Origin of the sequence: Deinococcus ficus (genome assembly GCF_003444775.1) — a bacterium.
Lineage (GTDB): Bacteria > Deinococcota > Deinococci > Deinococcales > Deinococcaceae > Deinococcus > Deinococcus ficus.
Window position 1 is genome coordinate 1,083,184 of record NZ_CP021081.1, and the last position, 23,244, is coordinate 1,106,427.

Consider the following 23,244-nt stretch of genomic DNA (forward strand, 5'->3'; position numbering starts at 1 on the left):
TAAGGCCCGGGCGCACAGCGTTGGGCCGGCCTGAAGGCGGGCGCGGGGGGTAGGCTAACGCCAGCACACCAGCCCAAACCCGTTCCGCCCCAGGAGGCCCCGCATGACCCACGCCCTGCCCGAACACTACCGAGCCCTGCGCGTCGTGAAAGGCGACGACGGCCAGCCCCGCGCCGAACTCCAGACCCTGCCCAGCACGGACCTGCCCACCGGGGACGTGACCGTGCAGGTCACCCACTCCAGCCTGAACTACAAAGACGGCATGGCCGTCGCCGGCCGCCCCGGCATCCTAAAGCGCCACCCGATGACCCCCGGCATCGACCTGGCCGGCACGGTCCTGCACGACGAGACCGGGGAATTCACGGCGGGCGAGGGCGTGCTCATTACCGGCTGGGGCCTGGGCGAGCGGCACGACGGCGGGTACGCCACCCTGGCCCGCGTGCCCGCCGCCTGGCTCACCCGCCTGCCGCACGGCACCGACGCCCAGTGGGCCATGAGCGTCGGCACCGCCGGGTTCACCGCCATGCTCGCCGTGATGGCCCTGGAGGACCACGGCCTGAAACGCGGCGAGGAAGCCGAGGTGCTCGTGACCGGTGCGGCCGGCGGCGTGGGCAGCACCGCCGTCGCCCTGCTCGCCAAGGCCGGCTTCAACGTGACCGCCAGCACCGGCCGCCCCGACGAGGAACCCTACCTCAAGGCCCTCGGCGCCCGCACCGTGATCGGCCGGGAGGCCGTGTCGGGCCTGACCCGACCCCTGGAAAGCGAACGCTGGGACGGGGTGATCGACACCGTGGGCGGCGCCACCCTGGCAGGCGCGTACGCCGCCACCCGCACGCACGGCAGCCTCGCCGTGTGCGGCCTGGCCGCCAGCGCCAAACTGGACACGACCGTGTACCCCCTGATCCTGCGCGGCGTGAACCTGCTCGGCATCGACTCCGTGACCTGCCCGCCCAGCCGCCGTGAGGCCGCGTGGGGCCGCCTGGCCCGCGACCTGCCTGCCGCCGCCCTGACCGACGTGACCCGCGTGCGCGGCCTGAGCGAGCTGCCCGCCCTGGCGCAGGCCATCCTGGCCGGACAGGTGCGCGGCCGCACCGTCATCGACGTGAACGCCTAGAGCGGCAGCGCGTCCCAGTACGCCTGCATGTCCGGCGCCAGGGGCACCTCGGCCACCACCTGCGCCCCGTCCCACGGAAAGGCGATCCGCGCGGCGTGCAGCGCCTGCCGGGGCAGGCCCAGCCGCGCGGTGAGCTCCGGCGTCTGCCCGGTCTGCACGAACTCCAGGAAGGCGTCCGGGTCCGGGCCGTAGATCTTGTCCCCCACCATCGGCAGGCCCAGGTGCCGCAGGTGCGCGCGAATCTGGTGCAGCCGCCCCGTGCGCGGGTACGCCTCGATCAGCGCGTGCCCGGCCCGGCGGGCCACCACCCGGAAGTCCGTCACGGCCGGGCGGCCGTTCGGCACGACCGCCTGCCGGATCGCCACGCGGTTCGCGCCCCCCAGGCCCAGCTCGCCCAGCGGGGCGTCCAGCGTGCGCCGCTCCCAGTCCGGCGTGCCGCGCACCACCGCCAGATACGTCTTCCCGACCAGGTGCGTCTTGAACAGCGTGAAGAACCGGCGGGCGGCGTCCGTGTCGCGGGACAGCACGGCCGCGCCGCTCGTCTCCCGGTCCAGGCGGTGCGGGGGCGCCAGGTCCGGCTCGTCCCGCTCGGCCCGCATGAACGACACCACGTCCGGCAGCTCCACCCGGCCGCGCACCGGGTGCGCCAGCCAAAGCGCGGGCTTGTGCACCACCAGGAAATCCGGGTGTTCCAGCACCACGCGCGGCCGCTCCGTGCTCGGCAGGCGCGGCAGGGGCAGGGAAGGGGAGGCCTCGGCGCTCACCGGGGCAGAGTACCCCACGCCTCCGTCCTCCAGGCCTCAGGGGGCCGCGCCCTCCAGGGACCGCAGGAACCGCACGCGCTCGTCGGTGCCCGGGTGCGTGCGGATCAGGTCCAGCAGTGACGAGTCCTCCGCGCCGCCCTCCCGGGCGTGGTCCTCTTCCAGCCGCACCAGGATCGCGCGCAGGGGCTCGGTGGTGCCGTACGCCTCCATCAGGTACTGCCCGGCCACCCGGTCGGACTCCGCTTCCGCCTGCCGGGAGTACCCGCTCTGCAGCAGCGCCGCCGGCGCGGCCGCCGCGAACGTCCCCGCGCTGACCAGGTCGCCGGTCACCACGGTGGACAGCAGCGTGAGGCCCAGCGCCTGGTACACCCCGGCGAGCCCGTGCCGGTGCGTGACGTGCCCCGCCTCGTGCGCCAGCACGCCCAGCAGTTCCCGGTCGGACTTCGCCAGGGCCACCAGCTGGTCGGTCATCACGACCGTGCCGTTCGGGAGCGCGAAGGCGTTCGCGCCCACGTCCTCGCTGCCGCGCCGCAGCAGCAGCCGGTACCGGTACGGCCCGCCCGCCTGCCGCGCGATCCCCCCAAACGCCCGCTGCAGCTGCGCCTGACGCGCCGCCGGCAGCCGCGACGGCCACAGGTACTCCTGGGCCTCCAGCACCTTCATCGTCTCGGCGTCGAAGGTCGCCAGGACGTTTGGGGGCGTGACCCGCGCCGCCTGCCGGGCCGCGGCCGGCACGCCGTACACCAGCGTGCCCCACAGCGCCACCCCGGAGATCAGCAGGGCGCCCAGCGCGGTCGGCCAGCGGGATTCCAGGCCCCGCACCCGCCGCATGCCCCGGTTGCGGCCCGTCTGGGCCTCCCAGGCCGACAGGGCCGCGTCGTCCCTCGTCTCGAAGCGGCCCCCGCCGGGAAAGTTCACGCTGCGGCGCACCCCGGGAATGGCCGGGTCCACCCTCAGCTCCGCCGGCGCCCAGCGGTCCTCTCGGCCCAGCGAAGGCACCACCAGCACCGCCGCCTGCGCGCCCAGGTGCAGCGTGGCGGGGTGGTCGCGGCTGCTGCGGCCGTCGAAGTACACCCCGTGCAGTTCCGCCCCGGGACCCGTCATCAGAAGCCCACCTGGATGTCCAGCAGTTCGGTGGCGGCCTCACCCAGCGCGGACTCCTGCCCCGGGCCGGCCGACGCGAACTCGTCGAGGTTGGTGATGGTGCGCACCGTGATGCCCTCCGTGACGTACTTCGCGCGGCGCATCGCCGCCCACGGCGTCGCCAGCCCCAGCGTGAGCAGTTGCGCCAGGGTGTTCGTCACGCCGATCCACGCCAGCCGCCACGGGCTGAACGACGCCCGGAACCGCACCACACCGCCCAGCTCGGCGTTGTTCAGCACGTACTTCATGATCGCGCCGCGCACGTACTGCCAGGACGTCGCGCTCAGCAGCAGGAACAGCACGTACCCCAGGCCCAGCGCCACGATCAGCCCGGTGGAGAAGCCGTCCTCCTCGAAGGGGTTCGAGCCCGAGGTGAAGAACAGCGCCAGCAGCGGCACGCCGATCAGCAGCAGGCTCCCCACCCCGATGCCCACCGCCGTGATCCAGAACGTGAAAAACGGCGCGACGTCCCCGCGAAACGCCCCGCGCGCCTGCCCGTACGTCAGGTTCTGCACCTGGTACTTGCGCTGCTCGTGCCACGCCCACGGCAGCAGCAGCCCGATCACGCCGGCCGCGACGTTCGCCAGGCCATACGCGAAGTACGAGCCCTTCAGCGTGCCCAGAAAGTGGAAGTTCAGGCCGCGGTGCCAGGTGTTCACCGCCTGGAAACGCATGGACTGCCGCACCACCCACGGGTACAGCGCCGCGTACAGCAGCGCCAGAACGATGGAAATCCAGATCGTCCGCTCGGAGTTCGAGGACAGGGCGTACACCGCGAACAGGAAGCCCACCAGCAGGTACCCGCGCAGCAGCGCCAGCGGGTTGGCGCGGTACTCGAAATTCTGCCCGTCCACCCAGGTGTGCCCGTAGAAGTACTGCCGGGTCCGCACCCGCGCCCACGGCAGGTACACGCCCAGCGTCACGACCGTCAGGGCCACGTTCACGATCCAGATGCGGAAGTACTCGCCGGCCGTGCCGGTAAACGTCATGGGGTGTTCCGTCACCGCTGCGGGCGCCGTGGGAGCAGGCGGGGCCACGGCGTGACGGGACAGGACCGGGGCGCCGTGCGGCGCGGCAGGATCGGGCAGGGACATTGAGTGCATCCTAATGGAGCGTGCCCGCCCCCCGGGCCGCACCTGCCACGGGGTTCGCACCACAGGGCCCGCAACAGAGGAAGGGCAACCCGGACGGGCTGCCCTTCCATCGGAAATAGCGTGAATGAGAGACTCAGCGTTGACGGGTTGCGGCGCGGCGATCCACCCGGGGGTGGATTACCAGCGGCTGCCGCCGCGGTTGCCGCCCATGCCGCCCTGACCACCCACGGGGGCGGGCGCGGCGTTGGTCACAACCACGTTCTTGGCCTGGGGGCCCTTGTTGCCCTGGCCGGCCTCAACTTCGAATTCCACTTCGTCGCCCTCGTTCAGCTTGCGGAAGCCGCCGCTCTGGATGGCGCTGTAGTGAACGAACACGTCGGGGTTGCCGGGGTGCTCGATGAAGCCGTAGCCCTTCTCAACGTTGAACCACTTTACTCGACCTTGAGCCATAACTCTCCTTGCATCTCACGTCGCCCCGGCCAGGCCCCTACCCTCTGGGCCGGAACCATCAACTGGCCGGGACTTGAGACGCGGGCATTATCGCACGTTTGCCCGGACGCTGCCGCACATCTGAGCCGGCCTTGCCGCCTGTCTGGAAGCCCACGGCCGGCCCGCGCCGCACCCTGGCTAAGCTGGGGGCATGCGCGTGGTCCTGAAACTCGGCACCAGCGTCCTGACCGCCGGGACCGACCGCCTCCACCGCCCCCGGCTGGTGGACCTGATGCGCGGCCTCGCCGGGCTGCGCGCCGCCGGGCACCAGCCCGCCCTGGTCACCAGCGGCGCCGTGCTCGCCGGCTGGGAAGCGCTGAACTTCCCCCCCCGCGACCGCACCCTGGCCGAAAAACAGCTGCTGGCCGCCATCGGCCAGGGCCGCCTGATGCACACCTACGCCACCCTGGCCGACCTGTACGACCTGCAGGTTGCGCAGGTGCTGCTCACCGCCGACGACTTCCGCAACCGCACCCGTTACCTCAACGCCCGCACCACCCTGGAAAGCTGCCTGTCGCGCGGCGTGCTGCCGGTCATCAACGAGAACGACGCCGTCACCCTCGAACAGATCAAACTCGGCGACAACGACACCCTCTCCGCCTTCGTCGCGAACCTGCTCGAGGCCGACCTGCTGGTCATCCTGACCGACGCGCCCGGCCTGTACACCGCCGACCCCCGCACCCACCCCGACGCCACCCTGATTCCCGACGTGCCCCGCGTCACCCCGGACATCTGGGCGCTCGCGGGCGGCGCCGGCAGTCACCGCGGCACCGGCGGCATGCACACCAAGATCCAGGCGGCCGAGATCGCCACCCGCGCCGGCACGCCCGTCGTAATCGCCAGCGGCGACATCCCCGACATCCTGCCCCGCCTGGTCGCCGGCGAACGCCACGGCACCCGCTTTCACCCCGCCACCACCCGCCTGGAAGCCCGCAAACGCTGGATTCTGGCCGAGGTCGCCCCCGGCCGCCTGCACCTCGACGAGGGCGCGGCCCGCGCCATCCGCGAGCGCGGCAGCAGCCTGCTGCCCGCCGGCATCACCCGCGTGGACGGCGACTTCCAGCGCGGCCAGACCGTGCGCCTCACCGGCCCGGACGGCGCGGAACTGGCCCGCGGCCTCACCCGCTACGCCGCCGCGGACCTCACCCGCATCGCCGGGCGGCACTCCCGCGACATCGAGGCGCAACTCGGCTACACCTACGGCCCGGAAGCCGTGCACCGCGACGACCTGATCCGCCTGTAAGCCCGCGGCCGGAAGCGCCGGGCCCGGCAGTTCTATACTGCGCGGCGTGTTTCTGCCCGTGCTTGCCGCCGCCCTGATGACCTTCACCGACCCCAGCGGCGACGCCCGCGGCGACGGCGGGTACATCTACCCCCAGCGGCCCGCCGTGACCGAACGCATGCTCGACCTCGACACCTTCACCGCCGAACGCAGCGAGGACGGCATGACCTTCACCGTCACGCTCGGCCAGGCCGGCAACCCCTACGGCGCGCCCAGCGGGTACTCGGCCGGCGTGATCGACATCTTCGTGCGCGGTTCCGCCGGCGGGGAACGCCGCCTGGAAGGCACCGGCCTCACCGCCCGCAGCGGCGGCTGGCGGTACCACCTGCACGTCACCGGGTTCGGGAGCACCCTGCGCGCCGTGTACGGCAACAACCTTGCCGACGCCCGGCAACTCAGGGACCCCGTCCTGACCGTCAGCGGCCGCACCCTCACCATCCGCACTGCCGTGCCCGCCGGCACGTACGCCTACTGGGTCACCAGCAGCCTGTACTCGCCGCTCAGCCCGGACGGCGTGCTGCGCCCCACCACCACCCGCAGCCCCCTGACCCTGCAGGCCGCCCGCGAGAACGCCCCCAGCCCCGTGGACGTCCTCGCCGAGCCCGGCGACACCCTGGCCTTCACCGGCGGCACCCTCGCCTCAGTCGGACAGGCCCGAGACACGTACACGGGCGCCCTGGCCGGCCTGGGCTTCCTGGGTGTGGCCGCCACCATCGCGGGCGGCGTGTGGCGCCGCCGCCTCCAGCGCCATCTCTGACCACGGGCGCCCTGGGCAGGCCCGGGCGGCCCGGGGCCGGCATGCTCTAGCGTGACCCGGTGACCCTGCCCACCGCGACCTCCCACGCCGCGCGCCCCGCCGTGCCGGCCCCCCTGCTGATCCTGACCGCCGCCGTCCTGTGGGGCCTGCTGGGCATCCTGGGCAAGCAGGCCCAGGATGCCGGGGTGGGCGCCCTGGAAGTCGCGTTCTGGCGCGCCAGCCTGGGCGGGGCCCTCTTCGCCGCGCACGCCGCCGCCACCCGCAGCCCCCTGCCGCGCGGCCGGGACCTGGGCGTCACGGCCCTGTTCGGCATCCTGGGCGTGAGCGCTTTCTACGGCACGTACCAGCTGGCCGTGAAGGCCGGCGGGGCCAGCCTCGCGTCCGTGCTGCTGTACACCGCGCCGGCCTTCGTGGCCCTGCTCGGCTGGGCCTTCCTGCGTGAGCGGCTGGGCGGGCGCGACCTGCTGGCGGTGGCCGGCACGCTGGGCGGCATCGCCCTGATCAGCCTGGGCGGCGGCCAGGGCGTGACCGCCAGCGCCCCCGCCCTGGGGTTCGGGCTGGCGGCCGGGTTCACGTACAGCCTGTACTACCTGTACGGCAAGGCCTACTTCCACACGTACACGCCCGCCGCCCTGTACGCGGCCGCGCTGCCGGTCGGCGCGCTGGGCCTGCTGCCCCTGGTGAGCTTCGCCGCCAAGACCCCGGCCGCCTGGGGCAGCCTGCTGGCCATCGCGTTTCTCTCCACGTACCTCGCTTACCTGGCGTACAGCGCCGGCCTGAAACACCTGCCCGCCACCCGCGCCAGCGTGATCGCCAGCCTGGAACCGGTCGTCGCCGCCGGCCTGGCCGCGCTGCTGTTCCAGGAGCGCCTCGCGCCGCTGGCCCTGCTGGGCGCCGCGCTGGTCATCGCGGCCGCCCTGACCCTCAGCCTCGACAAGAAGGCCGAACACCCCCCCGTCGAGTAGGCCCTCAGGCGGGGTAGCTGCCCAGCAGGGCCGCCATCCGCCGGAAGAACTCCGCCTCGTCCACGTCCACGGCGACCTGGGCATTGCGGGGTTCCTCGGTGACGCCATGCACGTCGCAGGTCGTCCGGCCGAAGTTCACGCCCTCCTGCGTCTCCACATGCACGTGCATGGCCTTCCACCCGAACAGATCCGGCCACAGCACCGCGCCCACCGCCAGCGGGTCGTGCAGCGCGCCGCCCGCCAACCCGTAGCGCTGCCGGTACACCCCGGCGTAGAAGCCCAGCAGTTCCGCGCTCACGCTCCCCACGCGGCTGCCCAGCGCGCGCATCACGTCCAGGCGGTCCGGCGTGGCGAGGCATGTCATCGTGACGTTCAGGCCCACCATCCGCAGCGCCACGCCCGACTCGAACACCACCCGCGCCGCATGCGGGTCGGCCAGCGCATTGAACTCCGCGGCGGGCGTGCGGTTGCCCAGCCCCGTGCTGCCGCCCATCCACACCACCTCCCGCACCTGCGCCGCCCAGCCCGGGTTCAGCCGCAGCGCCAGCGCCAGGTTCGTGAGCGGCCCGGTGGCGACCACCGTGACCCCCGGCCGCGCGGCCGCCGTGTCCAGCAGGAAATCCACCGCGTGCCCGGCCTGCGGCGCGGCGGCCGGGTCCGGCAGGTCCTGCGCGGGCAGCCCGGACTCGCCGTGCACCGCCTCGGCATGCACCGCCCCCCGCACCAGCGGCCGGTCGGCGCCCACGAAGTACGGCACGGCCGCGCCGCGCGCCCCAGCCAGGGCCAGAATCACGCCCGTGTTCCGCACCGTGCGCTCCAGGCCCACGTTGCCGTGCACCGCCGTGACGCCCAGCACCCGCAGCGCCGGCGAGGCCAGGGACAGCCACCACGCGACAGCGTCGTCCAGGCCGGGGTCGCCGTCCAGAATCACAGGCAGGGGAGAGGCAGGGTCAGACATGCGCGGATTCTACTCAGGTGGGCGGCGGGGCGGCCGACCTGAACACCCCCTGAACGCCCGCACACGGCCCGGCCACCTTCACCCGGCACACTGCGGGCATGACCGGACACACGAGCGACGAGACGCTGGGCCAGCCGCAGGGCGAACGCAGCCGCGACAGCCAGACCATCATTCCCGAACGCGACACCGGCGTGGTGCAGGACAGCCCCGGCGCCCAGGGCACCGGCAACGCCAGCCAGGGCCGGCTGGACGAGCAGGGCAACTTCAAGAACACCGACGAGAGCCTGCTGGACGACGTGGACGAGGAGTAAGGAAGGGAATCAAGGCCGGGCTGGGTCTCCCGGCCCGGGTTTTTGCCTTCACGCGGTGGGCAGGTCCGCGAACACGGTCGTGCCCTGCCCCGGCATGGACTCCACCCGGTAATGCCCGCCCCGGGCCTCCACCCGCTCACGCATCTGCGTGAGACCCAGCCCGCCGGCCGTGCTCACCCGCCCGGACGCCTCGGCCGGGTTGAAGCCCCGCCCGTCGTCCCCCACCGTCAGGTACACCCGGTCCGCGCCGCGCAGCGACACCGCCACCTCGGACGCCTGGGCGTGCTTGGCAACGTTGTTCAGGCTCTCCTGCAGGATCCGGAACAGCACCGCCTCGTCACTCGGCAGCAGGCTCACGTCCCCGGTCACGTCCAGGGACGTGCGCACGCCGTTCTGCTCCCCGAAATCCGCCACGTAGCGCCGCATGGTCTCCAGCAGCCCGTAGCGTTCCAGGTCGATGGGCCGCAGCGCGAAGATGCTGCGCCGCACCTCGCGGATCTGCTCGCGCAGCAGGCCGCTGGCCGTGCGGACCTCCTCGGCGAGGTCCGGGGCGTCCCCCATCTTCCGGGACACGATGTCCAGCTTGATCGCCACGAACGCCAGGGACTGCGCCACCCCGTCGTGAATTTCCCGGGCGATGCGGGCCCGCTCGTCACTGATTGCCAGTTCCTCCGAGTACACGTGCGCGCGGGCGTTGCGCACCGCCAGGGTCGCCTGCCCGGCCATCAGCGCCAGCAGCGGAATGTGCGTGTCGTCGAAGGCGTCCGGTTCGGCGCCGCCCAGCACGATCACGCCCGCCAGCCCGTCGTCGTCGCGCATCGGCAGGCCCAGCACCGACCTCGCCTCCGGGAACACCGCCATCGCCTCCGCCCCGGTCGCCACCAGCGGCCCGCCCGCCTGCGCCACCCGGCCCGCGAACGCCGGCACCGCCCGCCCACCCAGCGCCTCGCCCTGCTGGTCCTGCGCGTACGCGAGGCGCAGCACGCTGTCCTGGTCACTCAGGAAGGCCGCCCGCGCCTCCGCACCCGTCCGCTCGGCCATGGTGCGCGTGATGCGCGACAGCAGCCGGCGCATGTTGCGTTCCGCGCGGATGCTCTGGTCCACGCTGTACAGCGTCATCAGGTCCAGCGTGCGCTGCCGGGCGGCCTCCACCCCGGTCGCCACCTCGGCCGCCAGGGCGCGCGCCAGCGCCTGCGTCTCCTTCGTGGGCGGCAGCTCGAAATGCAGTTTCATCGCCCCGCCGCCCGGCACGTCCACGATCAGCGGGTGCAGCGCGGCGCTGGGCGTGGCGAGCAGCGTGTTCCCGCGCGCCGTGCCGCTCAGGCCGCCCGGCAGCATCACGGTCGCGTGCGTCGCCCCGGTCGCCCGGACCGCGCCGCGCGCCGCGACGTCCACCACGGCCGCCATGTCCGGCGCGTCCGTCAGTTCCCGCATCAGTTCCTGCACGCCCTGCAGCCGCCCGTGCGACACACGCAGCTGCCCGTACAGTTCCCGCAGTTCCAGTTCCGCCCACTCGCGCGCGCGGGTGCCCTCCGCGATCCACTCCAGGCTGAAGAACGTCACCGCCGGGCCCAGCAGCCCGTAGAACAGCACGTGCGCCCACACCTGCGTGGACGGACTGGGAATGGTGAGGATCAGGACCTCCACCACCGCCACCACCAGCAGGATCAGGACCGGCAGGACATTGCGGACCACCCGCACCCGGTCCGAGAGCCGCCCCACCTCGACCGGCACGGGCACGGCCGGCACGTCCAGCGCTGCCGCCGTCCCCCGCGCCGCCCGCCTGCTCCGGCCTGCGCGGGCGGGCACCGGCGTGAGGACTTCCGGGAGGTCCGGGGTGGGCCGTTCGGGCGCCGCGGCGTCAGGCACGGGCGCGGTCGGGTCGGGGACGTTCACCCGGCCAGGATACGGGTTGCCCCACCCGGCCCGCCAAACGAGAAGGGCCGGGGACGCCCCCGGCCCCGGCCCAGCTGAGCGTCAGTACCGCGGGTAGATGCGGAACGTCACCCCGAACTTGATGGTGGCCTTGTCCTCGTCGTTCTCCAACGCCACCGTGAAGGTCGTCCGGTCACTGAAGTTCCAGCCGGCACTGAAGCTCGGCTTGATGCTCTCCAGGTTCAGGCCGGTCAGGGGCGTGCTCACCTTGAACGTGAAGCGGTTGTCCGGCGTGGTGTACGTCGCTCCGAACAGCCCGTTGCCCTTCAGGTCCACCTGGTACTGCAGGTACAGCGAGCGCGTCAGGTACGACCCGACCGTGAACGTCGCGCCGAGTTCCCCGGTCACCGCGTCGATGTTCGGCGTGAACCGGAACACGTCCAGCCCGAACGCCCGGGCGATGTTGCGCTCCAGTTCGCCCAGCACGAACAGGTTCAGGGCTGTCTGCACGGCGCTCGTGCCCACCGCCGCGAGGTTCCCGGGCAGCGCCGTGAGGTTCGGGACGCCGGTGGCGACCAGCGCGTACAGTTCCGCCTCGGTGTACGCCAGGCGGGTGTCCGGGTCCAGGCAGGCGTTGCCGCCCGCGCAGGACAGCGTGGTGGTGAGGTCCAGCGCGTTCACGCCGTCACTGCGGGCCACGAACTGCCCCTTCACGTTCAGCGTGACCGGCACCCGCTGCCCGGTCGTGACCGCCGTGACCTGCCCGGTCGCGGTCAGGTCGAAGGTGGGGAACAGGCCCGTGCCGTCGAACTGCACCGCCCCGGAAGTGATCGTGAAGTCGTTCTCGCGCAGCGTCAGGGTACCGCGTTGCGCGGTGATCTGCCCGGTCAGGAGCGGCCGGGCGCCGGTGCCGGACAGCACCAGGTTCCCGCTGAATTCCGCCCGCGCGAGGTTCTCGTCCACGCGGATGCCGTTCGGCGCGCGGATGGCGACGTCGTCGAACACTAGGCGTTCGAGCAGCGGCAGGGCCGGCCGCTCCTCCCCGGCATTCGGGTCACGCGGGCGGGGGAAGGTGGTGAGCTCCTCCGGCAGCGGACTGGCGTAGTCCACCGCGCCCTGCGAGGTGTCGGTGCTGGTCGTGCGGCCCGGCGCGGGAATCACGTTCACGGCGTTCACGCGGCCCAGCGTGAGGCGGATGAAGTCCAGCGCGCCGGTCACCCGCACCTGCGTGCCGTCGTCCACCGCGCGCAGGTCGGCGTTCAGGGCGCTCTCGCGGGCGTAGATCAGGCTGATCGGCAGGTTGTAGTTCCTCGCCTGCAACGTCAGGTCCCAGCGGGGCGCCAGCACCCCGGTCAGGGTGAGGCTGCCCGCGCCGGTCACGGGGTTCGTGCTGCGGCTCTGCGCGTCCAGCCGCCAGGTGTCGTTCTCGCCCTGTGAGAGCGCCAGCGTGGTGTCCGGCAGCGCGCCCAGCGCCTGCGGGGCCAGCAGGCCGCCGAAGGTCACGCGGGTGCCGCCGAGTTTGCCCAGCGTGAGCTGCCCGGCGACCTTCACCTCGCCGTCCGCGCCGACCGTGCCGCCCGTCTTCACGCGGCCCGCGCCACTGAAGGCCCCGCTGTCCGGCAGCAACCCGGCGAAGGCCGGCACCTGCAGACTCAGGCCGGCCAGGGTGCCCGACAGGTTCTCCACGTTCACCTGTCCGCGCGGCCGGTCGTACGTGCCCGCCGCGCTCAGGGTCAGGGTGCCCTTCAGGGACGGGTCCAGGCCCGCCAGCGCCGGCACCAGCTGCAGCACCGGCGTGAAGGTCGTCCCGGTGAACTTCGCGGACAGTTCCACACTCTCGCGGGTGTACTGGCCGCGCACGTCCCAGGTGCCCGCCCCGGACAGCTGAATGTTCACGCGCCGCAGTTCCCGCGCCGCGAAGTCCAGCGTGCCGGAACCCAGCAGCGTCTCCGTGACGCGCGCCTCGCCCTCGCCGCTCGTGGCGCTCACGCGGATGCGCTCGGCCACCACGACCAGCGTGCCGGCCAGCGGGTCCGCCAGCGGGAAGCGGAAGCGGGCCACGCCCGTCACCACGCCCTCCCCGGGGGTGCTGCCCGTCAGGGCGCCCACCACCGCGCCCAGCGGCAGGGCGTACAGGTTCCCCTGGCCGTACACCTCGCCGCCGGACAGGCCGGCCGTGAACTCCGACTCGCCCAGCAGCCCGCGGATGCGCCAGTCGCCGGACACCTGCGTGCCCTCCAGCCGCGCGCTCAGCGTTTTCGCGCCGACCCGCAGGGCCGCGGACTCCAGGCGGAAGGTGCCGCCCCCCTCCCGCAGGTTGAATTCCCCGTTCACCCGGCCGCTCAGCGCCGGCGCGAGTTTCAGGTCCGCGATGTTCAGCTCGTCCAGCACGGCGTTCAGGCTGTAGCCGGCGTCGGTGGGCCGGACCGCCAGCACGCCCTGCAACGCCGGGATCAGGTCGGCCAGCCCGCCGCTGCCGCGGATGCGGGCCTGCCCGGCCGCGTCAGCCGTGAGGGTGCTGCGCGCCACCACGTCCAGGTCGAAGGTCTGTCCCTGCAGCTGCACCGCGCCGTTCACCGAGAGGCGCTGCCCGGCGATGTCCAGCGGGTAGGTGCTCGCGTTCACCGTGCCGCTCAGGCCGGTGCTGCTGGCCGTCACGTTCACCGCCAGCGTGCCGCTGCGCCCGGCGGCCGCGCCCTGCGCGGGCTCGGTGCGCCGCAGCGTGCCGCTGGCCTGCCCCACCCACGGGCCCTGCGGCGTCTGCCGCGCGGAGAGGTTCAGCGTACCGGCCGGCAGCTGGGCCACCCCGGTCACGGAGGGCCGCCCGCCGTCCAGGGTCACGCGGGCCTGCACGTCCCCGCGCAGGTCCACGCCCAGGTACGGCAGTTCCGCCGGTGTGCTCAGGCCGCGCACGTTCACGTTCACCACGCCGTCCTGCGTGCCGGTCGTGACCTCCCCGGTCGCTGTGACGACGCCGCTCACGCCCTCCAGGCCCAGCCGCGCCAGGTTCAGGCCCGGCAGGTTCGCCGCGATGCGTTCGCCGGTCCACACCAGCGTGCCTTCCCGCTCGCCGTCCGAGACGCTCAGGTCCGCGCGGCGCAGGCTGCCGCTGCCGCTCACCTGCCACTCCCCGCGCCGCACGCTGAGCAGCACCTGCGGGTCCGCGACCGGGCCGGTCGGCGTGACGCTCAGGCTCAGTTCCGGGCGGGTCAGGCTGGCCGCGCCGCCCCACACCCACTCGCCGTTCTCGTCCGGGCGCAGGCTCAGCACCCCGGACGCCGCGGCGCCCCGGCCGTCCACGAAGCGCAGCTGCACCCCGTCCGTGGTCGCCAGCACCCGCACGCCCGCGCCCAGCACGCCGGCCGGGCCGTCCAGCCGCGGGTGCGCGAACGGGCCGCCCACGCTCAGGTCGGCCGGATCAGTGAGCACGCCGGCCGGGCCGCCGGTCAGGCGCACCTTTCCGCTCCACCCGGCCGTCTGGGACGCCTTCACGTTCAGGGCCGCGCGGAGGTCCTGCGGGCCGGTGACCGCGCCGTCCAGGCTGAGCTGACCGGCGCGGTACGCGGCCTTCACGGTGCCGCCGAAGGTGCCGGTGGCCGAGGCCGTCAGGTCCGCCTCGCCCGCCAGCGTCACCGGGCCGGACAGGCTGACCGTGCTGCCCGCCGCCTGGGCCCGCAGGTCCGTCAGCGTCAATGTCGAGTCGGCCAGTGTCGCCACCGTCCGCCCGCCCTGCCGCACCGTGCCGGTCAGGCGCGAGAGCGGGCCCGCCAGCGTGCCGGTCAGGTTCTCCAGCGTCACGCCGAACGCGGTCACGCGGGGCGCGGCGAGCGTTCCGGCCAGCTGCACGTCCGTCACCGGGCCGCTCAGGGCCACGTTCAGTCGCAGGTCGCCGGTGCCGTCCACCAGGGGCAGCGGCGTCAGGGCCAGAGAGCCGCTCACCAGCGGCACGAACCCACTACCGCGCGCCAGCGCCACCCGGCCCCCGCCCAGCCGGCCAGCGGTCAGGTCGAAGCCGCCCTGGCCGTCGCCGGTCAGGGTGACCGGGTCGTCCAGGCCGTTCAGGCGCGCGGTCAGGGTGCCGCGCAGCGCCGGCCACGTCCCGTTCAGGTCCAGGTTGACGCGCGCCTCACCCTGCGCGGCCGCGCCGTACACCCGCACCTGCGCCGTGCCGCGCGCCAGGTCCAGCCCGGACGCCTGCGCGTACAGCGTGCCTGACGTATCTCCCAGCAGCGTGATGCGGGCGGTCAGGTCCGGGTTCCGCAGGCGGCCGGCCACGGTCGCCCGCGCGTCCAGGTCACGGGTCCGGGCAGTCAGGGTGCCCTCCACCGCCGGGTCCTGTACGGTCCCGCGCAGCGTCAGGTCGGTGGTCAGCTGCCCCTCGCCCAGCGACGCGGCGCCCGGGTAGACCAGGGGCACGTCCCGCACGGTCAGGCGCACGCCCGACGGCAGGCTGCCGTCCAGGCGCAGCGCCCCGCCGCGCAGGCTGCCGGCCAGCGCCGCCGACAGCACGCCCGGCTGGCCCGCCGCGCCCTCCCGGTACTCCCCGCTGCCGAACAGCGTGAAGGGCCCCGCCTGCGCGTGCTCGCCCTGCACGGCCACGCCCCTCAAGGTCACGAGTTCCGGACCGCGTGCCAGGGTGCCGCGCACCTCGGCACTGCCCGCGAAGCTCAGGCGGCGCAGGTCCAGCCCGGCCGGGAGGAGGCGCGCCGCGTTGAAGGCCTCCGCCCGCAGCGACGCGCGGTACACGCCGTCCTGGAGCGTTCCGCCGCCCTGCACACGCGGCCCCGCGAGGCGCACGTCCACGTTTCCGGCGCGGTAGTTCAGCCCCAGGTCGCCGCTCAGCTCGCCGGCCGTGTCGGCCACCCGGCCCGCGAAGCGCGCCTCCAGGGCCGCCCAGGTCCGGCCGCCCAGCGTGCCCTGCCCGGACACCGCCAGCTGCCCCGCGCGGCCCCACAGGGCGCCCACGTCGAAAGCGGAGAGCGCCACCGTCCCGCCGGGCCGGAAGGGGAGACTGGCGGGCAGCTGCGCCCGCAGGTTCGCCTCGCGCGTCCCAGTACCCAGGCGCGCGGTCACGTCCAGAGCGCCGCGCCCGTCCAGGAAGGCGTCCAGCGCCTCACCGCCCAGGTCGCCCACGGCCCGCAGGCTGCCCTTCCACCCCGCCTTCGCGTTCCAGCCGGTCGTCCCGCTCAGGCGCACGGCGGCGCCCTCGGCCAGGAAGGGTGCATTCACCGTCAGTGCCGCGTCCAGCAGGCCGCCCAGGGCGTTCGCGCCCAGCTGCCCGCGCACCGTGCCGCTCAGGGGTGCGCCCGTGAAGGTGGCCCGCCAGTCCTTCCCGGACAGCCGCGCCGCGACCCGCGATCCCCCGGCCTGCAGGCCCTGCGGGGCATTGCGCATCACACCCTGCACGTCCACCCGGGGGCGCGAGAAACTGCCGCCCACCTGCGCCGTGTACGTGCCGGGCAGGCCCAGGTCCAGCTGCGCGCGCGCCTGCAGGTTCAGGGTGGGGAAGACCGTGCCGGTCGCCACCGCCTGCACGCCGTCCCGGCTGGCCCGCACGCCAGACACGCTCAGGCTGCCGCCGGCGTACCGGACCGGACCGGCGAAGCCCACGCCGGCCGCCTGCCCGCTCACGGAGGCCCGCAGGTCCGCCAGGGTGCCGCCCAGCGTGGCGGCCAGCCGCCCGTCCGTGCCGGCCAGGGGCCGCAGGTCCGGCACGCTCAGCTGGCCGTCCACGGCCCAGGCCGCCAGCCCGGCGCCCCGGCCCTGCGCGGCCCGCACGTCCAGGTTCGCGCCCAGGACCGTGCCGGTGGCCGTGACGAGGCCGCGACCATTGGTGAGGCCCGCCGCCGTGACCCGCAGGGTGAGGGGCTGGCGCTCGAAGGTGCCGGCCGCGACCAGCCGCAGTTCGCGCCGCGCGTCCCCGGTCAGGGTGCCCTGCACGCCATCCATGGTAAGCACGGCGTCCGCACGCGGGTACAGCGGCCCGCGCGCCTGCACGCGCCGGCCGGCCAGGGTGCTGCTCAGGTTCGCGCTCAGCTGGCCGCCGCGCAGGCTGACCTGCCCGCGGGCCGTCTGCCCCTGCGCGCTCAGGTTCACGTCCGCCTGTCCCTGCGCCCGGTCGAAGTTCAGGTCCGGCACGTTCAGGGTCAGGGCCAAGGTGCCCTGCGCGCCCGGCAGCCAGGGCCGCAGCGCCCGCCCGCTCAGGACCGCGCCCTGCACGCTCAGATTCCGGCCGTCTAACACCACCGGCACCCGCGTGCCCGGGTGGGTCAGCGCGCCGCTCACCCGCAGGCCCTGGCCCCAGCTCAGGCGGGCGTTCAGGCCCAGGGGGTCGCCCAGGTACCGCGTGCCGCTCAGGCTCAGGGCCGCGCCGGTCCCCGCGACGCGGGCCACCAGCCGCCCGGGCACGAGTTCCCGGCGCAGCTCGGCCGGCAGGCCGGTCACGACCGGCGCGAGACTGGTGCTCAGCGAGCCGCCCAGCGTGGGCAGCAGCGTGACCCGGCCGGCCAGCGGCCCGGTCGGTTCGGCGGCCAGCACCGCGCCCGATCCGGTCAGCCGCACCCGGCCCGGCGTGCCGTTCAGCGCGTACGCCGCCGACTGCGCGCCGGACCACGTGCCGCCCGCCCAGGTCAGTCCGCCCACGCTCACGCGCAGCGGCGTGACCGACGCGGTCAGAGGGAAGACCTGCCCGGGCACGCGCACCACGGCCGGGGCGGCGCCCAGTGTGGTGCCCTTGAAGCGCACCGCGCCGCGCAGGCTGGTCAGGTCGCCGCGCGCCGACCCGCTCAGGTACGGGCCGTCCAGATTCAGCGTCAGGTTCGACACGGTGCTCGGCAGCGTCAGCCGCCCGGCGGCCTGCACGCGGTGGTCCGCGAAGGTGCCGGAGGCGGTGAACCGCCCGTCCCGCGCCACGATCCGCAGCGGCCCGGCAGTCAGGTCGCCGCTCAGGCGGCCCGCGCGGGCGGTCAGGGTGCCGGTCACGGTCTGCCCGCCCAGGCTCAGGCGGCCGGCGGTGACGTCGAAGTTCTCCAGGCCGCGCAGCGCCACGCGGGCCGAGCCGCCCCCGGCGTCGAACACAGTGAGGGTGCCGCGCGGGTCCAGGCCGGTCCCGGCGATCTGCCCCTGCACCGAGAGGCCGTCCGGCAGGGGGCCACGCACGTTCAGGCGGTAGGTCAGGTCCGGCAGGGCCAGCCGTCCGGTCGCCCTCAGGCCCTGGCGGCTGCGGGCCTGCACGTTCAGCCCGGACCAGGGGCCGCGCAGGCTCAGGCGGTATTCGCCGTCCGTGGTGACGCCGCTGGCGTTCACCTGCCCCTGGAAGCCGGGTCCCCAGGTGGCCTGCCCGGTCACGCGGGCGCTGACCCCGGCGACGCCGAGCGCCTGCGTGCCCTGCACGCCCACCAGTCCGGTGCGGGCGCTGTAGGTCACGTTCAGGTCGCCCCAGCGGCCCCGCGCGGTCATGGCCGGCGTGAGGGTCCCCGTCAGGTTCACGGCCTGCGCGGGCAAGCTCACGCCGCCCAGCGTGAGGGCGGTGGTGCGGCCGGTCACGCGGGCGGTCAGCGCCGAGTACGGCCCGGTCAGCGCGGCATTCAATCTCTGTCCCTGCGCCTCAACGGTGCCGGTCACGCGCACCTCCGGGTACACCCGCCCACTCAGGCGGGCCACCGCGCCCTGCGCGGCGGCGGTCAGGTCGGCGGTCGCCACGCCGCCCGCGCGGGTCAGCACGCCCTGCACGCGGGCCCCCTGCGCCGCGGCGTTCACGCGGGCGCTGCCGCCCAGCCCGCGCAGGTTCAGGTCCAGCGTGCCGGTCAGGTCGTCCACGTTTACCAGGGGCCGCAGCGCGGCCAGGTTGACCCGGCCCTGCGCCGTCCAGTTCTGCCCGTCGATCACGCCCTGCGCGCGCGCTCCGGCCGTGTTCAGCGTGAAGCGGATGCCGTCCTGCACGCTCAGGGTGGCCTGGATGCCGGTGCCGTCCAGCCGGGCCTGGGTGCGGAAGGGGGCTTTCGTTTCCGCGTCGGCGGTCACGTTCACGCCGTTCACGCTGCCGCGCAGGTTCACGGTGCGGCCCTGGCCCACGCCCGTCAGGCGGAGGCCGTTCCCGGTGGCGGTCAGGCGCCCGCCCACCAGCCCGGCCGTGGTGTACAGCGCGTTCCCGTTCACGGTGAGGCCGCCGGCGACGCGCAGGTCGCGGGCCAGCAGCCCGAAACGGTTCCCGCGCCAGTTGATCACCTGCCGCCCGGCCGTGAAGGTCGCGCGGCTCTGCAGGAAGTTCATGGTCAGCGGGCCGCGCAGCGTGTCCTCCACGCCCGGCACCTGTGCCGCCACCCAGCCGTTCAGGTCCCCGGTGCCCACGTTCAGGCGCCCCGCCCCGTTCAGGGTGAGGCCCGCGCCGGCCAGCCCCTCGACCTGCCAGGTGCCGCGCAGTTTGGGATCCAGGTCCAGTTTCACGGTGCCCAGGTCGGCGCTCAGGCCGGCGGGCCCGAAGGTCGCCTGCCCGGACAGCGGGAAGGGGCCGGCCTGCCCGCCGGTCAGGGTGCCGCGCAGGTCCTGGGGTGTGCCGCGCACCGCGATCCGGCCGCGCACGTCGCCGTACTCGGGATTCAGCACCGCGTCGATCCGCGCGCCGTTCAGGGCGAAGGTGCCGCTGAGCGGCCCCCCCAGCGCGCGGCCGCTCACGGCCACAACGTTCTGCGCGTCAATGTCCCCGCGGGTGTCCAGCGGCTGCCCGGCGAACTCGCCTGTCCAGGTCAGGCGGCCCTCCCGGCCGAACGCCCAGCGGCCCTGCACCTCCTGCGTGCCGGCCAGCAGGGTGGTGCCGCTGAAGGCCACGTCGTTCGTCTGCGGGGTGCTCTGCCCGTCGCGGTTCAGGAACGTGTACTCGGCCTGCACGTCCCGCATGTCCACGCCCGCGAAGGTGCCTTCCGGGGCCTTCACGTAGGCCTTGACGCGCACGGTGCTCCAGCCGTTCGCCGTGACCCGCAGGTCGATGTCGCCCTGTCCGTCGGTGCCGAGCGCGCGGCCCAGGCCGTGCAGGGTGGGGCGGGCGTCCGCGGTGAGCGTCCAGTTCTCCTGTCCGCCGCGCAGGCTCACGCCGCCCCTGGCGGTGATGGGGCCGTCCCAGCCGCGCCCCTCCAGCGTGAGGCCGATGTCGTCCCCCTCGTGCGTGGCGTGCCCGGTGATGTCGGTCACCGTGACGAACCCGGCGTCCGGCACGCGCAGCGCCCCGCCGCGCAGGTTGATCTCACCCTTCACCGGCCCGTTCCCGAACACGTACTGCCCGGTCAGCCGGCCGGCGGTCACGGCCGGCCAGTAGTGGTTGATGACGCGGGCGTCGGCGTCCAGCCGCACCACGTACTCCTGCGGGCCGGCGGCCGTGTCGCGCACGCGCACGTCGGCGTTCAGGTCGCCTTCCTCCGTCCGTCCGCGCACCCGGATGGTGCCGTCCGCGGCGGTGCTCACGCCGAACTGCCCGTCCGGGACGTTCACGCCCTTGCCGTCCACGGTGAGGCGCGTGTCGCGCACGTCCACGCGGTTGAGCAGCACCTGCCAGCCGCCGCCCCCGCCGGCCCCGCCGCCCCCGCCCAGCCCGTCGAACAGCTCCTTGAGCTTCAGGTTCACCTGGCCGTCGCGGACCGCCACGTTCAGCCGCACCACGCGCTTCAGGGGGTCGATGGCCGCCACCTGCACGCCCGCCCGGCCGGCCTGCACGCTCAGGCCCGGCTGGGTCAGGGCCGCGTCCGTCAGGGACGGCGACCACAGCGGGCCGGTGACCCGCCCGGCGGTCACGCCCGCCTGCTCGCCCAGGCGCGCGAGCAGCAGCCCGCCGAACAGCGCCGGCGCGAACGCGACCACCAGGGCCAGGGCCGCCAGGACGCCCAGCACCCACGGCCACGCCCGACGGCGCCGCGCCGGGGGCAGGGGCGGCGACCCGGGCTGGTCCGGGGTCGGGCTGGGGCCGCCGGGCCGGGGCGTGTCCTCGTTCATCGCTGGGCCCGGACGGGCAGCAGGGGGCTGACGGGGGCGCGGTGGGGCATTGCCCGCCATTCTAGGCTGAGCTGCATGAGGCGGGCCCCCAGGGACCCTCACCCGGCCGTCAGAAACCACTGATCAGACGTGCCGGCTCGGGTAGGATGTCGCGCATGCGCCTCACCGCCCTGATCACCGGCACCGTCCAGGGCGTCGGGTACCGCCGTTACGTGCAACGCTACGCCCGCGACCTGAAGCTGCAAGGCTACGCCGAGAACCTCAGCGACGGCCGCGTGGAGGTCGTCGCCGAGGGCCACGAGCAGGACCTGGAACGCCTGCTGCACTGGCTGCACCGCGGCCCCCCGCACGCCCGCGTGACCCGCGTGGAAACCCAGTACAGCGAACACACCGGCCTGAACGACTTCCACGTGTACTGACCGCGCGGGCAGGGCTCAGAGCGGCCGGCAGAACGCGATCTGCCCGGCCTCCAGCCCCAGGTGGTGCGTCAGGCCCGGCGGCGCGTCCTCGGCGCGGTGGGCGACCACCAGCAGATGCGTGCCGCCCGCCGTGAGCTCTGGCAGCAGCCCGAGGAACCGCGCCCGGGTGGCTGCATCCAGAAAATCCAGGCCCTCGTCCAGCAGCAGCAGGGTGGGCCGGTGCACGACCGCGCGGGCCAGCAGCAGCCGCCGCAATTGCCCCTGCGAGAGCGTCTCCGCGCTTCGGTCCAGCAGGTCCGTCACGTGCAGCGCCCCGGCCAGCGCGTCCACCTGCGCGGCCTGGATAGCTGTCAGTGGAGGTGCGAAGCCCTCGGTGCCGGCAAACGCGCTGCCGATCACGTCCCGTCCCGTCCAGTCCCGCCGCTGCCGGATGCCCGTTTCCGCCGAGACCAGCCCCACCGCCTGCCTCCGCTCGGCCAGCCGGTCCCGGGCCAGGAACGGGCGGGCCATGGTGCCGCCCAGCGCCGGGTGCAGCTCCCCGGCGATCAGCCGCGCCAGGGTGCTCTTCCCGCTGCCGTTCTCCCCGGTGACCAGCCAATGCTGCCCGGGCGCCCAGGTCCAGGTCACGGGGCCCAGGGCGCGGTGCCCGTTGCGGTACACGGTGGCGCGGTCCAGCAAGGCCAGGGGCCGCGCGTCCCGGCGGGGGACCGGAAGGGGCGCCAGGGCAGGGCTGGGCACGGGGGAGAGGGCCGGCCCGTGCGTGACCTGCGCGCCGTCCACCCACCGCGTGCGCCACGGCAGGGGCGGCGCCTCCTCCGGGCGGTGCGTGGCGAGCACCACCGCCGTGCCCCGGGCGTGCAGCGCGGCGATCAGCTCGCCCAGGTCCGCGCGGGCCCGCTCGCTCAGGCCGTCCGTGAACTCGTCCAGCAGCAGGAGTTCCGGGGCGGCCATCAGCGCGCGGCCCAGCATGGCCCGCCGCCGCTGCCCGTGGCTGAGCGTGCGCACGTCCCGGTCCAGCAGCGCCTCCAGGCCCACCAGGGCCGCCACCTCGGCCACCCGGGCCAGCACGGCGCCGTCCGGCGTCCACAGGTTCAGCACCTCACCGTGCGCTCCGGCGAGCAGCACGTCCTGAACGGTCTGCGCCCACTCGCGCGTCAGGTAGAACCCCTCGGCGTCCGGCCCGACCACGCTCAGCTGCCGCCGGGCCCGCACCGCCGAGCGCTGCTGCCCGCCCTCCAGGCCATACACCCGCTCCCCGCGCACGGGGGCCACCTCGCCCGCCAGCAGGCGCAGCAGCGTGGTCTTCCCGCCGCCGTTCGGCCCGGCCAGCCGCAGCGCCTCGCCCGGTCCCACGCTCAGCGTCACGTCCGACAGCAGCGTCCGCCCGCCCGCCACGACCTGCACGCTCCTCAGGGCCACCAGCGGCCTTACGCCAGGGACCGCCGTGTCTGAACCCGTCATCCCGCCGAGTGTAGAGCGGGCCGCATCCGGGCTTCCCGGGCCTGTCCGGCCGTGCTTTCCTGACCGCATGGCCCGCACCCTGCACCTGATCAAGCACGGCCAGCCCCAGATCCAGCCGGGCGTGCCCGCGCACGAGTGGACGCTCGCGCCCGGCGCGCTGGACGCCCTGCCGGCCCTGGCCGCGCACCTGACGCCCCGCCCGGGCGTGGTCGTGTCCAGCGAGGAACCCAAGGCCCGCGCCACCGGCGAGGGGCTGGCCGCGCACCTGCACGTCCCCTTCCGGGCCATGCTGGGCCTGCACGAGCAGCTGCGGTACACCGCGCCCTTTCACGCGGACGTCCGCGACTTCCAGGCGGACCTGCACCGCTTCTTCGCCCACCCGGACGAGGTGGTGTCCGGCGAGGAGAGCGCCCGCGACGCCCGGGCCCGGTTCACGAACGCCGTGACCGCCGTGATGCGCGCCAACCCGCACGACACGGTGGCGGTGGTGGCGCACGGAACGGTCATCAGCCTGCTCGTCGCCCACCACAACCCGCAGGTGGACGTCGCGCGGTTCTGGACGGACTTGCCGCTGCTCGGCGCGGTCACGCTGGACTGGCCCGAGCTGACCCTGCGGCCCTGACCGGCCGCG

The 23,244-nt window shown here is 74.5% G+C and carries 15 protein-coding genes; 7 read left to right on the top strand and 8 right to left on the bottom strand.

The genetic code is table 11. The features are described 5' to 3' along the window. The first annotated feature begins 103 nt into the window (after window positions 1-103). Window positions 104-1,114, top strand: coding sequence for an MDR family oxidoreductase (locus tag DFI_RS05385; RefSeq protein WP_027462425.1), 1,011 nt, complete (start codon window positions 104-106; stop codon window positions 1,112-1,114). On the opposite strand, the gene DFI_RS05390 is transcribed toward DFI_RS05385, so the two are convergent. The 4 genes from DFI_RS05390 to DFI_RS05405 all read right to left on the bottom strand — a co-directional run bounded on the left by DFI_RS05390 (window position 1,111) and on the right by DFI_RS05405 (window position 4,565). Further along, the gene (locus DFI_RS05390; protein ID WP_081425800.1) at window positions 1,111-1,815 is read right to left on the bottom strand and encodes an RluA family pseudouridine synthase; all 705 of its coding nucleotides are present in this window, start codon (window positions 1,813-1,815) and stop codon (window positions 1,111-1,113) included. The genes DFI_RS05385 and DFI_RS05390 overlap by 4 nt on opposite strands. A gap of 99 nt (window positions 1,816-1,914) precedes the next feature. Continuing rightward, window positions 1,915-2,982, bottom strand: a complete 1,068-nt coding sequence (locus DFI_RS05395) for a M48 family metallopeptidase (RefSeq protein ID WP_027462427.1) — start codon at window positions 2,980-2,982, stop codon at window positions 1,915-1,917. After that, entirely contained in the window at window positions 2,982-4,115 is a 1,134-nt protein-coding gene (locus tag DFI_RS05400) for a YjgN family protein (protein ID WP_244940325.1), read from the bottom strand. Before DFI_RS05400 ends, DFI_RS05395 begins: the two co-directional genes overlap by 1 nt. A 177-nt stretch (window positions 4,116-4,292) precedes the next feature. Beyond that, on the bottom strand, window positions 4,293-4,565 hold the full coding sequence (locus DFI_RS05405; RefSeq protein WP_022799703.1) for a cold-shock protein: 273 nt from the start codon (window positions 4,563-4,565) through the stop codon (window positions 4,293-4,295). 190 nt (window positions 4,566-4,755) lie between these two features. On the opposite strand from DFI_RS05405, the gene proB reads away from it, so the two are divergent. From proB to DFI_RS05420, 3 genes are read left to right on the top strand one after another with little or no spacing between them, the layout of a single operon-like run. Next, the gene (proB, locus tag DFI_RS05410) at window positions 4,756-5,847 is read left to right on the top strand and encodes a glutamate 5-kinase (protein ID WP_022799702.1); all 1,092 of its coding nucleotides are present in this window, start codon (window positions 4,756-4,758) and stop codon (window positions 5,845-5,847) included. Between the two features lie 46 nt (window positions 5,848-5,893). Beyond that, a complete protein-coding gene (locus DFI_RS05415; RefSeq protein ID WP_244940326.1) occupies window positions 5,894-6,643 on the top strand; it encodes a glucodextranase DOMON-like domain-containing protein in 750 nt (249 codons plus the stop codon). A gap of 59 nt (window positions 6,644-6,702) precedes the next feature. Next, window positions 6,703-7,608, top strand: coding sequence for a DMT family transporter (locus DFI_RS05420; RefSeq protein WP_244940327.1), 906 nt, complete (start codon window positions 6,703-6,705; stop codon window positions 7,606-7,608). 4 nt (window positions 7,609-7,612) lie between these two features. On the opposite strand, the gene DFI_RS05425 is transcribed toward DFI_RS05420, so the two are convergent. Further along, window positions 7,613-8,566, bottom strand: a complete 954-nt coding sequence (locus tag DFI_RS05425) for a nucleoside hydrolase (protein WP_027462431.1) — start codon at window positions 8,564-8,566, stop codon at window positions 7,613-7,615. A gap of 98 nt (window positions 8,567-8,664) precedes the next feature. Between DFI_RS05425 and DFI_RS05430 the strand changes: the two genes are divergently transcribed. After that, complete coding sequence (locus DFI_RS05430) at window positions 8,665-8,877, top strand: hypothetical protein (RefSeq protein ID WP_027462432.1); 213 nt, start codon at window positions 8,665-8,667, stop codon at window positions 8,875-8,877. Window positions 8,878-8,925: 48 nt separating this feature from the next. On the opposite strand, the gene DFI_RS05435 is transcribed toward DFI_RS05430, so the two are convergent. Then, window positions 8,926-10,578, bottom strand: a complete 1,653-nt coding sequence (locus DFI_RS05435) for a GAF domain-containing sensor histidine kinase (protein WP_027462433.1) — start codon at window positions 10,576-10,578, stop codon at window positions 8,926-8,928. Window positions 10,579-10,854: 276 nt separating this feature from the next. After that, the gene (locus tag DFI_RS05440; protein WP_081425784.1) at window positions 10,855-20,733 is read right to left on the bottom strand and encodes a translocation/assembly module TamB domain-containing protein; all 9,879 of its coding nucleotides are present in this window, start codon (window positions 20,731-20,733) and stop codon (window positions 10,855-10,857) included. A 155-nt stretch (window positions 20,734-20,888) separates the two neighbouring features. Here DFI_RS05440 and DFI_RS05445 point away from each other — a divergent pair, with 155 nt between their 5' ends. Then, entirely contained in the window at window positions 20,889-21,152 is a 264-nt protein-coding gene (locus DFI_RS05445; RefSeq protein ID WP_027462435.1) for an acylphosphatase, read from the top strand. 15 nt (window positions 21,153-21,167) lie between these two features. Here DFI_RS05445 and DFI_RS05450 read toward each other — a convergent pair whose 3' ends face one another. Then, on the bottom strand, window positions 21,168-22,613 hold the full coding sequence (locus tag DFI_RS05450) for an ATP-binding cassette domain-containing protein (RefSeq protein ID WP_043777572.1): 1,446 nt from the start codon (window positions 22,611-22,613) through the stop codon (window positions 21,168-21,170). Window positions 22,614-22,680: 67 nt separating this feature from the next. On the opposite strand from DFI_RS05450, the gene DFI_RS05455 reads away from it, so the two are divergent. Next, a complete protein-coding gene (locus DFI_RS05455) occupies window positions 22,681-23,235 on the top strand; it encodes a histidine phosphatase family protein (protein WP_027462437.1) in 555 nt (184 codons plus the stop codon). Window positions 23,236-23,244: the final 9 nt, after the last annotated feature.

Coding starts and splice junctions, on each gene's coding strand:
- DFI_RS05385 (WP_027462425.1), top strand. CDS start 104: ATGACCCACGCCCTGCCCGAACACTACCGAGCCCTGCGCGTCGTGAAA.
- DFI_RS05395 (WP_027462427.1), bottom strand. CDS start 2,982: ATGACGGGTCCCGGGGCGGAACTGCACGGGGTGTACTTCGACGGCCGC.
- DFI_RS05400 (WP_244940325.1), bottom strand. CDS start 4,115: ATGTCCCTGCCCGATCCTGCCGCGCCGCACGGCGCCCCGGTCCTGTCC.
- DFI_RS05405 (WP_022799703.1), bottom strand. CDS start 4,565: ATGGCTCAAGGTCGAGTAAAGTGGTTCAACGTTGAGAAGGGCTACGGC.
- proB (WP_022799702.1), top strand. CDS start 4,756: ATGCGCGTGGTCCTGAAACTCGGCACCAGCGTCCTGACCGCCGGGACC.
- DFI_RS05425 (WP_027462431.1), bottom strand. CDS start 8,566: ATGTCTGACCCTGCCTCTCCCCTGCCTGTGATTCTGGACGGCGACCCC.
- DFI_RS05430 (WP_027462432.1), top strand. CDS start 8,665: ATGACCGGACACACGAGCGACGAGACGCTGGGCCAGCCGCAGGGCGAA.
- DFI_RS05440 (WP_081425784.1), bottom strand. CDS start 20,733: ATGAACGAGGACACGCCCCGGCCCGGCGGCCCCAGCCCGACCCCGGAC.
- DFI_RS05445 (WP_027462435.1), top strand. CDS start 20,889: ATGCGCCTCACCGCCCTGATCACCGGCACCGTCCAGGGCGTCGGGTAC.
- DFI_RS05450 (WP_043777572.1), bottom strand. CDS start 22,613: ATGACGGGTTCAGACACGGCGGTCCCTGGCGTAAGGCCGCTGGTGGCC.
- DFI_RS05455 (WP_027462437.1), top strand. CDS start 22,681: ATGGCCCGCACCCTGCACCTGATCAAGCACGGCCAGCCCCAGATCCAG.